This is a genomic window from Thermovenabulum gondwanense, assembly GCF_001601575.1.
Taxonomy (GTDB): domain Bacteria; phylum Bacillota; class Thermosediminibacteria; order Thermosediminibacterales; family Thermosediminibacteraceae; genus Thermovenabulum; species Thermovenabulum gondwanense.
The window spans coordinates 44,355-56,324 of the sequence record NZ_LOHZ01000022.1 but is presented as its reverse complement, the minus strand read 5'-3'; the positions used below and the strand labels follow the sequence as shown (position 1 = coordinate 56,324).

At 40.7% G+C, this 11,970-nt stretch carries 10 protein-coding genes and 2 other annotated features; of the genes, 2 read left to right on the top strand and 8 right to left on the bottom strand.

Translation table 11 applies throughout. The features are described from left to right. Positions 1-46 precede the first annotated feature (46 nt). From ATZ99_RS02820 to ATZ99_RS02800, 5 genes are all read right to left on the bottom strand, one after another. Positions 47-556: a tryptophan transporter gene (locus tag ATZ99_RS02820; protein ID WP_068747731.1), complete on the bottom strand. Its 510-nt coding sequence runs from the start codon at positions 554-556 to the stop codon at positions 47-49. A 49-nt stretch (positions 557-605) separates the two neighbouring features. Then, positions 606-914: a binding site (T-box leader), on the bottom strand. Between the two features lie 92 nt (positions 915-1,006). Beyond that, positions 1,007-1,765 (bottom strand): TatD family hydrolase, encoded by a 759-nt coding sequence (locus ATZ99_RS02815; RefSeq protein WP_068747730.1) that lies wholly within the window; start codon positions 1,763-1,765, stop codon positions 1,007-1,009. Between the two features lie 13 nt (positions 1,766-1,778). Then, positions 1,779-3,704, bottom strand: coding sequence for a methionine--tRNA ligase (gene metG / locus ATZ99_RS02810; protein WP_068747729.1), 1,926 nt, complete (start codon positions 3,702-3,704; stop codon positions 1,779-1,781). A 56-nt stretch (positions 3,705-3,760) separates the two neighbouring features. Then, positions 3,761-3,966, bottom strand: a binding site (T-box leader). A gap of 40 nt (positions 3,967-4,006) precedes the next feature. Beyond that, positions 4,007-5,842 carry an ATP-binding protein gene (locus ATZ99_RS02805; protein ID WP_068747728.1) on the bottom strand — a complete coding sequence of 612 codons (1,836 nt, stop codon included), beginning with the start codon at positions 5,840-5,842 and terminating at the stop codon, positions 4,007-4,009. Between the two features lie 21 nt (positions 5,843-5,863). Continuing rightward, a complete protein-coding gene (locus tag ATZ99_RS02800; protein WP_068747727.1) occupies positions 5,864-6,823 on the bottom strand; it encodes a DNA double-strand break repair nuclease NurA in 960 nt (319 codons plus the stop codon). Positions 6,824-6,940: 117 nt separating this feature from the next. On the opposite strand from ATZ99_RS02800, the gene ATZ99_RS02795 reads away from it, so the two are divergent. Next, the gene (locus tag ATZ99_RS02795; RefSeq protein WP_068747726.1) at positions 6,941-7,189 is read left to right on the top strand and encodes an AbrB/MazE/SpoVT family DNA-binding domain-containing protein; all 249 of its coding nucleotides are present in this window, start codon (positions 6,941-6,943) and stop codon (positions 7,187-7,189) included. Positions 7,190-7,232: 43 nt separating this feature from the next. Here the strand turns inward: ATZ99_RS02795 and rsmI are convergent, their stop codons facing one another. Further along, the gene (rsmI, locus tag ATZ99_RS02790) at positions 7,233-8,087 is read right to left on the bottom strand and encodes a 16S rRNA (cytidine(1402)-2'-O)-methyltransferase (RefSeq protein ID WP_068747725.1); all 855 of its coding nucleotides are present in this window, start codon (positions 8,085-8,087) and stop codon (positions 7,233-7,235) included. Positions 8,088-8,395: 308 nt separating this feature from the next. Between rsmI and hslO the strand changes: the two genes are divergently transcribed. Continuing rightward, complete coding sequence (hslO, locus tag ATZ99_RS02785; protein ID WP_068747724.1) at positions 8,396-9,268, top strand: Hsp33 family molecular chaperone HslO; 873 nt, start codon at positions 8,396-8,398, stop codon at positions 9,266-9,268. Positions 9,269-9,312: 44 nt separating this feature from the next. On the opposite strand, the gene dapA is transcribed toward hslO, so the two are convergent. Together dapA and ATZ99_RS02775 are read right to left on the bottom strand one after the other, a co-directional pair. Next, a complete protein-coding gene (dapA, locus tag ATZ99_RS02780) occupies positions 9,313-10,188 on the bottom strand; it encodes a 4-hydroxy-tetrahydrodipicolinate synthase (protein WP_068747723.1) in 876 nt (291 codons plus the stop codon). Positions 10,189-10,193: 5 nt separating this feature from the next. Then, positions 10,194-11,957 carry an NHL repeat-containing protein gene (locus tag ATZ99_RS02775; protein WP_068747722.1) on the bottom strand — a complete coding sequence of 588 codons (1,764 nt, stop codon included), beginning with the start codon at positions 11,955-11,957 and terminating at the stop codon, positions 10,194-10,196. Positions 11,958-11,970: the final 13 nt, after the last annotated feature.

The window sequence follows — 11,970 nt, the reverse complement described above, 5'->3', positions numbered from 1 at the left end:
TTAAATAAAAAAATGCCCCTTTTACAGGGGCAGCTCAAAAAGATACCTAAAATTTTACTACCGTTCTCAGAGCCGTTCTTGCCAAATTATATAATATTGCACCTACCACGGTGTTTATGGCAGCGGTAGGCAGAACAACTACCGTATAAAGGGTAGAAAAGGCAGTCGGAAGAGCTCCCACCACTATCATTGCCACCGATAAAAATATTGCTCCGCTTATCATCGTTCCCAGCAGGGTGAAGATAGGTACCGCTATTTGTCGGTTTAAATTGGGTGTAACCCTGACAAGTAATGCAATCACCTGAGATGTAATAAGTTCATCAACGATGTTTGCAATTTGCCCACCCGGGAAGGTGGTGGAAAGGGCGGCAAATACCCCTCCTAAAAAACCAGCGAGAAGCGCGTTAGCGGGTTTCGGATTAATAAAGATCGAAAGGAAGAGCATAACAAGAAGGAAATTCGGCCTCATTCCGGCAACAATGGGCGGAGTCACCTGATGTAAAACATAGCCGATTGCCATTAAAAGAGCGGTTAAGATAGACTCCCTTAACTTCATAAAAATCCCCCTTCTTTAAAATTAATTTAATAAAAAAAGCACCCATCCCCTCCGGGACGGATGCTTTATCCGCGGTGCCACCCTCATTAGTCCTGCCTATAACAAAAAACGGCATTTCACCCATCAGGACGAAATGCCGTGATTGCCACCTGAAAGCAGGACTCCCTTTTCTGGTACGGCCGTATCGGCGATACCATGCCCCTTTTTTAACGGAGGGCTTACCCGGCAGCAGCTACTTTTCCCTTTCGCTGCCACATCTTCAGGGCCCATTCACCCTACCTTTCGGTACCGCCTTTCCACCGCCGGCAGCTCTCTTTAACCTTCCGGTAAGGCTACTTTTCCCCTTCATCGAAATTTACCAAATTAAAGTTTTAGTTTTATAAAATATTATATGCATTTTTCAAAAAAAAGCAATATAGTTTTAAAACTTTTTACAAAAATTTTTTTATTTTAAATGTAGATCCCAAAAAACTCCGCGGCATTTTCCCTCATTAACTTTTTTATTTCATTTAACCCTGTTTCTTTTAATTGTGCAAAATAATCGTAAATGATCTTTATAAAAGTAGGGTCGTTTCTTTTACCGCGAAAGGGCTCGGGTGTAAGGTAAGGGGAATCGGTTTCCAGGAAAGTTCTTTTTACCGGCAGTTTTTTTATTATTTCCCTTCCCCCTTCATTTTTTTTGAAAGTCATCGAACCTCCGAAGGAGAAATAATACCCTTTTTTTAAGGCCTCTTCTGCCATATAAAGGTCCCCTGAAAAACAATGGAGCATGACCTTTTGGGTTCCCACTTCTTCCAGCAGCTTTAACACATCCTCATGCGCCTCCCTGTCGTGTACCACCACCGGAAGATTGAGCTCACCCGCTAAATAAAGCTGTTCTTTGAAAACCCCTAACTGCTTTTGTTTAGGAGAAAAATTGTAGTGGTAATCCAGCCCTACCTCGCCGATGGCTACTACCTTTGAATTTTTTGAAAATCTTTTCAGCTCATCAATAAAGCCTTTATTGGTTTTTGCAGCTTCGTGGGGGTGAACCCCCACGGCTGCATATACGTTTTCGTTTTTTGAAAGCTCAACCGACAAGGCACTGGATTCTACGTCAACCCCGGCGTTAATGAAGAAAACCCCTTCTCTTTTTATTTTTTCGATTAATTCATATCTATCATTGTTAAAAGCCTCATCGTCTATATGAGCGTGAACATCCAAGTACAAAACCATCAGCCCCTTATTTTACTTTCGCTCCTGACGGTACATCCCTTTCTACAGTAATTATTGAGAGTTTATCATCAATGGAAGCCGCAAGTAACATCCCCTGGGATTCCACTCCCTTCAGTTTTGCAGGTTTCAAATTTGCTACAACTACTATTTTTTTGCCTATGAGTTCTTCGGGTGAGTAAAATTTTGCTATCCCCGCTACTATCTGCCTCTTTTCTTCTCCTATTTTAACCTGGAGTTTTAAAAGCTTATCCGCACCCTGTATTTTTTCCGCTTCAATCACTTCTGCCACCCGCAGCTCCACCTTCCCAAAATCTTCTATTGTAATTAAATTCAATCCTTCCAGGTTTTGATTTCCCTTTGCTCTGGTTTCTTCTTCTTTTGTTTTTTTATCGTTTTCCGTATTCTTTTCGATTCTCGGGAAAATAATCTCTTTTTGTCCTATCTTTGCTCCCGGTGACAGCAATCCCCACTCTTTTGCCGCTTCCCAGGTGCAAATATCCCCGGGAATCCCCAGCTGCTTTCTGATTTTACCGGGCGTATTGGGCATAAAAGGCGATATGTGGATGGAAATCACCCTCAGGGATTCGGCAAGGTTGTAAAGAACGGTATGGAGCCTTTCTCTTTTTCCTTCTTCCTTTGCAAGAACCCAGGGTGCCGTTTCGTCAATATATTTGTTCGCCCTGCCAATGAACTGCCAGATCTCTTTTAAGGCTTCGGAAAACTCGAAGGAATCCATCAAGGATTCTATTTTTTGCGGAAGGGATTTTGCCATAGCTATGAGCTCTTTATCTTCTTTTGTGAACTCCCCGAAGGCAGGTATTCTGCCTTCACAGTACTTTTCCAGCATTGTTACGGTCCGGGAAAGCAAATTCCCCAAATCGTTGGCAAGGTCGTAATTTATTCTATCGACAAGGGCATCGTTGGAAAAATTGCCATCAGCTCCAAAAGGAATTTCCCTCAATAAAAAGTATCTGATTGCATCCACACCGTAAAGGTCCACCAGCATTCTTGGATCTACCACGTTACCCTTGGATTTTGACATCTTGCCGCCTTCCAGAATAAGCCATCCATGGCCGAAAACCCTCCTGGGAAGGGGAAGGTCCAAAGCCATAAGCATAGCAGGCCAAATAATGGTATGGAACCTTACTATTTCCTTCCCAACCAGGTGTACATCCGCCGGCCAGTATTTATTAAAAAGCTCATTATTAAAAGGATATCCAAGAGCCGTGATGTAATTGGAAAGGGCATCGATCCACACGTAAACCACATGCCCTTCGTCAAAGGTAACGGGAATCCCCCAATCAAAGCTTGTTCGTGATACGCAAAGGTCCTCCAGTCCCGGCTTTAAAAAGTTATTTAACATTTCATTCTTCCTGGATGGGGGTTGTATAAAATCGGGATTTTTCTCAATGTAATCAATTAATTTATCCCGATATTTTGACAGCCTGAAAAAGTAAGCCTCCTCCTTTACCAGCTCCACATCCCTGCCGCAATCTGGGCACCTGCCTTCCACCAGTTCCCTTTCGGTAAAAAAGGATTCGCAGGGTGTGCAGTACCATCCTTCGTATTCGCCCTTATAAATATCTCCCTTTTCGTAAAGCCTTCTAAAAATTTCCTGAACGCCTTTCACGTGGTAATCATCGGTAGTTCTTATGAAATGATCATAAGAAATGTCAAGTATCTTCCATAATTCTTTTATCCAATCTACTATTTCATCCACGTATTCCTTTGGAGTCTTTCCTTTCTCCTGGGCTTTCCTCTGGATCTTTTGACCGTGTTCGTCGGTTCCCGTTAAAAAGAAAACATCGTGGCCGGTTAGCCTTTTAAAGCGGGCCATAGCATCGGCTGCAACAGTTGTATAGGAATGACCTATGTGGAGTTTATCGCTGGGATAGTATATTGGAGTTGTAATATAAAAAGTTTTTCCTTCCATTGATTGCCCTCCTTTTCCTTCATAAATCTTAAAATTAAAAAACCCCCGCCCATCCACAAAGGGGCGAGGGTAACCCGCGGTACCACCCTAATTCGCCTTTTCGGCCTTTTAGCTTTATCGGGCTTTTACCCGCCTTTACCTGAAAATACTTCGGCAAAGGTTTCTCCGGGTCCATGTTCGGCAAAAAGCAGGCACCGGCTTTCACCTCACCCGGCTCTCTTTGGCCTTTATTTTTGCCTACTCAACCCTTCATTGAAGTCTTATGGAGTTTATCTATTATATACCAGTTTTTCCGCACCCTGTCAAGCTTCAGTGTAGAAACAGCCGAGGGGAGATATCTCTTTTTTTATTTTCCCCTTTTTAACCATTTCTTCTAAAAGATTTTTTAAAGCATTAACTTCCATTACAACCTTTGAATTTTGTGAACTTATATTTTTCGCAACCCTCAAAAGATTTGATTCATATATTGGCAATTCCTTTTTAATTAGTTCATAATATTCTTCCAGCTCCTGAGTGTTTTTTTCTATTAGCTCGTCAAACGGATTTTTCAAATGAGGGCTCATGGAGTAAGGATACCTTACCCTTATTGCGATCGTCCTGCCGAATAGCGGAGTGGAGACAAAGGCATCCCCTGAGGGAAGATAGGGAAGCCTTTTTGCTTCCTCGGAGCTCAAATCCGTCTCCTCCATCAAGGTGCTTATGTCATTGCCCCTTACCGTCCTGAATATTATTTTGGTATTTAGCTGAGCGGTAACGGTTTCATCTAAAAGGGTAGGCCTTTGTGTGGCTAATACCAGGAATACCCCGTATTTTCTCCCTTCCTGCGCTATTTCTTTTATTATGCCCTTGCTGGGGGCATCATAACCTTTGGGGGCAAAATTATGGGCTTCATCCGTGGCGACGACAAAGGGCGGAAAATATTCAAAGTTTTTTTCTCCTCTTAGTTCTCCATCCTTGTAATCCCTTCTTTTTCTGTACAAACTTGAAAGAATGTAAGTTGCAAACACCTGTAAAAGCCAAATGGGTCCCTGTATTACCGAAAGTTTACCAGACTTTAACGCTCTTATTACCGGGTTTATATCATGGCTGAAAATCCCCGAGTAATAAAGTCTTTTCAACCTCCAGGAAATACCCTGAACGGAGGGAAGGGGAATATTGGAATACTCTTCTACCAGCTCCCTTAAGCGCCTGTATTTTTCTTTTTCGATTTCTTTTATTCCTTCCAATGCGAGCATTTTATCCAGCTTTGCCTTGCCCATCTCTAAAGCTTCGCATAGATCTTCAACCCTTGAGGAAAAACTGGCGTAGCTATCTCCCCTTTTAAAGAGGATTTCTATAGCACTGGACATCGCCTCCGTCAAAGGTTTAACGGCGGATAAAAGATCCAGGAGGTCTCTTGTGGTCAATGCCGAAAATTCTACACCAATGTCCTCACCGATCTGGAATTTCTGGTAGCAATCGCTAAAATCCGGCCTTTCCCCGATATCTGAAGAGGTGGAAAAATCCATTTCGTAATGGGGATCCAGTATGATAGAAGGGATTCCTTTTTTCATCAATTCTTCCATTATTACCCTCATACCAAAGGATTTTCCCGAGCCGGAACCCCCGAAAATGCCGATATGGGGATATTGCTGAAAGGACCTGAGGTCTAATATAAAAGGCACGCTTTTTGTTTTTTCAGTTTTTCCTTTGTTCAATATATAAAATAGTCCCTTTAACTCTTCTTCCATTGTTTGTGCTGTTTCCTCGGTATGTTTTATTTCGCCTATGACAAGGCCATCCTCCTTACTTCCCCTTACAAGTATATCTTTAACCTCAAGAAAGTCGGGTATCCTTGCCTTAGAGCCTGTTACAATGGGATAAGTGGTTTCGGTCATTAACTTAACCTTTGCCACATTTATTTCTTCTTCATCTATGCTGTAACCCAGCCTTTTTAAGGATTCCACTACCTTAACATCAAAAAAATCGTGATTCAAAGAAAAAGGGATGTACCTGTTATAAGAAAAGGTTTCCGATACCTCACCTATTACCGGGCCTTGATTGGGATCCTCAATAAGTATTAATTCATTTATTCTGAACTTTCGCTCCTTTGAAGCTATATAAACCTCATGGGAGGTTGTAAGACCCACCACGTTCATTTTTTCCTTCTCCCTTCTTAACTAAGGATTTCTCTTTTCCCTCTTAGGTGTAATGATTTCAAGAAAATCCTCTCCTAAAAAACCATTAATCACAGCCTCCATAAAAGAATCGGTAATTTTTACCTTTTTATCCACGATATCCATCCAGAGGGGGATTCCTCTGCCGTTTTCGGGAGTCAAAGTGTAAACAAGGTTGGCTATAAAGCGGGTATAATCCTTTTGTTCTTCCAGAATATCCACTCCTATCGGTTTTGGATCATTAGAGCTCCTCATAAAAAGCGTCCTGAAACCTTCTTTAAAAAGTCCGGATTTTATTTCTAAGTATTCACCCTCATCCATCGCTCCCATTAATATTTCCCAGTCCGCAGCATACCTGAATTCCAGAGGAAGCCCCTTATTAATAGATCCGCTGATTACAGAGGTTGAAATACCCTCTACCAGCCCTGCTATTACGACATCGTTTTTTAACGCTATATCCTTTATTTGATCAAAACAACTTTTTGCTTCGATTTTAAACCTGACTAAGGACCCATCCAAAAAAAGCACCTTCGGGCGAAACTTTGTTAAAACCTGCCTTGCCGCCTCCGCTTCCAGCTCGGCAAGCCGTTTTTTCTGCAATGCCCTGTAATCTTCTTCTTTAATTTGTTCCTCCATAAGCAAAGGGGAATCCACTTCCGAAAGCTCAATTTCCTCCCGGCTTTTCTCAGAAGAAATGCCGAGAGCCCTTTTTATAAAAATTATATAAGGATAAACACCCCCGATACTATTTATTGAGCCATCAACTCCGGCTATCCCGCCTTCCAATTTAATTTTGTCCAAATCCTTTTCCCCAAGCCTTTCTGCCTTTAAAAATTCTCCCACATGATTATCTTTTATGAGCTTTCTAACAGCTTCCCCACCGGGCTTTTTTAATCCCCTGTTTTTCAGCATTTCGGCGGTTTTTTTGATTTTTTCCTTAAAATCCTCGCTTATCCTTTCCATGGTGTCATCCTTTCTAAACTGCCTTAAACCTTGTGTAAAAATAAACAAATATTGACTTTTTTTTACATAAATGGTATCTTCTTGTTAAGAAAAATTTGTCGAAAGGGGGCGAAATTTGTGAAATCGACGGGGGTCGTCCGAAAAGTTGACGAGCTGGGAAGAGTAGTCATCCCTATAGAATTGAGGAGGGTATTAAACATTTCCGAAAAAGACCCTCTTGAAATATATGTGGATGGCGACAAAATAATTTTAAGAAAATATGAACCCGGCTGCATCTTTTGCGGAAACGCTGACGCTGAAGAAGTGGTAAATTTCAAGGGAAAAAATATTTGCAAAAAATGTATAAGCGAAATCACTAACCCTTAAGAAAAATTCTGGCAGGAAGGAAAACTACCTGCCTTTTTAATTTTTAAGTTATCCCCTTGTGGATATCGCTGTAAAGCTCGTTTTTCGATATATTAAGCTCTTTCGAAACCTTTTTTACCGCCTGGCTCTTTGTCATCCCGCCTTTTAAATATTCCCTTACCTTTTCCAGTGCCTTTTCCTTCACATTTTCAAGAGAAATATCGTCTGTCTCTTCTTTTGAAACCCCTTCGATAATAATGACAAATTCTCCCCTCGGTTCTTCCGCATTAAATTTTAATAGAGCTTCTTCTACCGTCCCCCGGAAAAACTCCTCATGGATTTTGGTCAGCTCCCTGGCAATGACAACCCTCCGATTTCCCATTTTTTCTTTAAGTTCTTCCAAAAATTTAACTATCCTGTGAGGCGACTCGTAAAAAATTACGGTTCTATTTTCATTTAAAAGATTGTTAAGTATTTTTTCCCTCTCTTTATCTTTTTTAGGAAGAAAACCTTCAAAAGCAAATCTTCTGGTAGAAAAGCCCGAAGCTATTAATGCCGTAACAAAGGCTGATGGACCGGGTAGAGGAACAACTTTTATATTTTCTCCTATAGCTGCTTTAACAAGCTCCTCTCCCGGGTCGGAAATACCCGGTGTCCCCGCGTCCGAAACCAGAGCTACATCCCGGCCTTCCAGCAGTAATTTTATTATTTCTTCACCTTTTTTAGTTTTATTGTGTTCGTGGTAGGAAATCAAGGGCTTTTTTATGCCGTAATGGTTCATCAGCTTTCTTGTAACCCGGGTGTCTTCAGCTGCTATAACTTCCACCTCTTTTAATATCTTTAAAACCCTTAAGGTGATATCTTCCAGGTTTCCTATGGGGGTAGGGCATAAAAACAGCCTGCCCTTTTTTTGTTCCATTATTTTTCCTCCCGCTTACACTCTTTTTTATACCCTTATAATATTATATCTTAATTTTATTTATTGGTATAATCATCCTTGCAATTATGACCAACGCCATTTAAAAATATTATGAAGAAGGCATAAAATCATGGATTTTTTTTGAAGTTAGAAAACATTAGAGCGGTTATAGAAGAGGTGGGAAAACACGGATGAAATTGAGTGAAAGAAATTTTAAACACGGGTAAATTTACCGGTGCTTTTTTGTTGATTTTATTTGTATTTTGTTACAAAATAATTTTATGTGCTACATCAAAGGAGGATGGAATATGGATTACGTTGTAAGAGCCATAGATGAAAAAGCTGGCATCCTTGCTTTCTGCGGACGTACAACAAACCTGGTCGAAAAAGCAAGGCTTATCCACGATACCCTTCCCACCGCCTCCGCAGCCTTTGGTCGCCTTCTTACCGCATCAGCATTGATGGGTCTTATGCTGAAGGGTGAAAAGGACACGGTGACCCTCCGGGTTGATGGAGGGGGCAGTGCGGGAATAATCGTAGCCCATGCCGATTCTAAAGGCAATGTGAAGGGATTTATAGGAAACCCCGGTGCCAATATTCCGTTAAATCAAAAAGGCAAACTTGATGTGGCGGGAATAGTAGGTAGCACGGGCACCCTGACCGTCGTAAAGGACTTAGGATTAAAAGAACCCTATGTGGGGCAGGTACCCTTAGTTTCAGGGGAAATTGCGGAAGACCTGACCTATTATTTTGACAAATCCGAACAAATACCCTCCAGCGTTGCACTGGGTGTTCTGGTGGATACCGACGGTAGTATAAAAGCTTCTGGAGGATTTATTATTCAGCTTTTGCCCCGGGCAGAGGAAAAAGCCGTAGCCTCTATAGAGGAACAGCTAAAAAGCACAAAACCGGTAACTCAATTGATAGAAGATAAGCTTTCACCCGAAGACATATTGAAGAATTTGCTGAAGGATTTTGAAATAACCTTTACAGCAAAACATGTGCTGAATTACCATTGCAGCTGTTCAAAAGAAAAAATCGAAAGGATTCTTTTAAGCCTCGGTAAAAATGAGGTGGATGACATATTAAGATCCCAGGGAACGGTAGAACTTATATGCAATTACTGCAGGAAATCTTACCGTTTTGAAAAGGAAGATATAGATAAAATTTTTAGCGTATGACATTTTCTTAACCCAAAAATAAAAACCCCCTCACAGGGGTTATTTTATATTTTATTCAATGCCTTTAAGCATTCGCTTACTGCCCTTTTAGTTTTCTCGTCGGCTTCACAAAGAGGCGGCCTTAATCCTCCTACCTTTATTCCCATTTGGTTCAGTGCTTCCTTTACGGGAATGGGATTTGTGATAATAAATAATGTTTTGAATAAATCAAAAAGCTTTAAGTGTAAGTCTAAGGCTTTTTTCAGTTCTCCTCTTTCGAAGCTTTCAATCATTTCCTTTATCTCTTTACCCGCAATATGAGAAGCTACGCTCACGACCCCTTTTGCACCTATGGAAAGCATCGGCAGTGTCATGCTGTCGTCTCCGCTATAAATATCTATCTTTGGAGCGAGTATTTTAGTAAGGCTTGTTTTATCCAGGTTTCCTCCGGCATCTTTAAGAGCAACTATGTTTTTAACTTCCGATAACCTTGCCACCGTTTCCGGTTCAATATTGACCGATGTCCTCCCGGGCACATTATAAAGCATACACGGTATTTTTACGCTTTCCGCGATCATCTTGAAATGCCTGTAGAGTCCTTCCTGGGTGGGTTTGTTGTAATATGGGGCTACCAGTAAAAGCCCATCCACCCCTAACTCCTGAGCCTTAATCGAAAGTTCAATGCTTTTTTCCGTATTGTTAGAGCCCGTTCCCGCGATTATCTTTGCTCTCTGCCCCGAAACCTCCACCGCCGCCCTGTAAAGCTTCAACTTTTCCTCGTCGGTTAAGGTGGGGGATTCCCCCGTAGTTCCGGAAACCACAATAGAATCGCTGCCGTTTTCTATGAGGTAATCGATCAGTTTTTGGAAAGCATCGTAGTCTACCTTTAGTTCGTCGTCGAAAGGAGTCACCGCTGCGGTAATCACTTTCCCGAAATCCATAAAACTTACCTCCCTTTTTTTAATAATATTAACCTGTGATTGCCACTATCGGCAACTATTAAATTATCCTCATTATCTATAAAAATGCCCTTGGGGGTATTAAACCTTCCTTTCTCAAATCCAAACCCCCCTATGCTCTCTATATAGATGCCTTTTAGGTCAAATACTTCAATTTTGTGATTTCCCGTATTGGATAAATATATTCTCCCATTTTTTACTGCAATTCCTTGAATTCCGGAATCTTCCGGATTTCTCTCGTCTTCATAAAAAAGTTCTTTAAACCTATCATTCAACACCTCTTTAAAACTCATCCCATCCCATTTCACCAGGGAGAAAATACCGTTTTTAAGCACGTACATATTGCCTTTTTCATCGAAAGTTATTTCTTTCGGCTCCTGTATTTCTATCTGTCTTAAAAACTTGCCATTTGCGTCATATATATTTATCCTGTCATTAAAGGTATCGGCAATGTAGAGATTATTATCTTCACCCGCGGCAATATCCATTGGCCCCATTAAATCTCCGTAATTATCAAACACCCCGAGTTTACCTTCATCTTCTCCCCGTTCTCCGAAGCTTTTTATATAATTTCCATTCTTATCAAAAATATGGACCCTGTCTAAGTCAAGAACGTAAATTTTATCTTTTACAATTACCGCATCCACCGGTTTAATAAAATCTTCTCCGGGTAAAGACAGATTATATAAAAAACTACCACCCTTTTTAAAAACCTGAACTTTTCCGGTCTTTTCGTAAAAATTCCCGCTTACAACTATAATATGTTCTTTATCCCCATGAACGTGATGGGGGAAAAGGAAAATTTCTTTGTCATTATTTTTTATTGCCCTTACTTCTTTTCCTTTTTCGAAAAATACTACTCCTTTATCATCGGGTAAGCATATGATGAGTTTGTCCTTTTTGCCGAAAAGGCTTGAAAAAGAAAATTCCTCATTATTGTCTGCCAGTTTATAAAATTCCTTTACATTGCCCTTTTTAAAATCAATTTTTACTATTTTATTTTTTAGCAGAGCAAAGATTCCCTCTTCATTCACCGCCACATCCTGGGGTTCATCTTCTAAAGGATAATCCTTTGTAAACGCACCATCCGGTGTAAACTGCTGCAGCCTTTTGTTTAAAGTATCGGCAACGTAGATATTGTCCTTTTCATCCACAGCAATTCCTAAGGGGCCTATATAAAATTCGGAGCCATAAGTCATGAATTGCCCCTTTCCCCTTCCGCTTTCGCCAAACTTTCTCAAAATCTCTCCTTCCGAATTAAATACATATACCTTATCATAACTTAAAACTATAAGTTCATTTTTTGAATTTACCGCAATAGCCCTGGGGAAAAAGCCATCATCGGGTTTAATTCTTTTCACTTCCCGTTCATTTTTGTACTTTATTATTTCTCCCATTCCCAGATCAGCAACATATACGGCACCCTCTTTATCCACCGCAATGTCCACATTTTCCTGCTCTATTCCGCCAAGGGGAGCAAATTTTTCTTTAAAGTTGTAATTTTTATCAAAAACAAAGACGCTCCCGGCGGTAGAAATCTGATCCAGTATATAAATATTTCCCTCGTCGTCCAGGGCAGAGCTCACCGGATAATAGGGTATATTTTCTTTTAGCCCAGGTATTTCCTGCATAACGCTGCCGTAGCCATCTTCAAATTTTATCAAAGTCTGCCGGGCACATGAGGTTAACGTCATTAAAGAAATAATAGTGAATATACTCACAAATAATTTTATTTTTTTAATAACCCGCATTGTTAATCCCTTC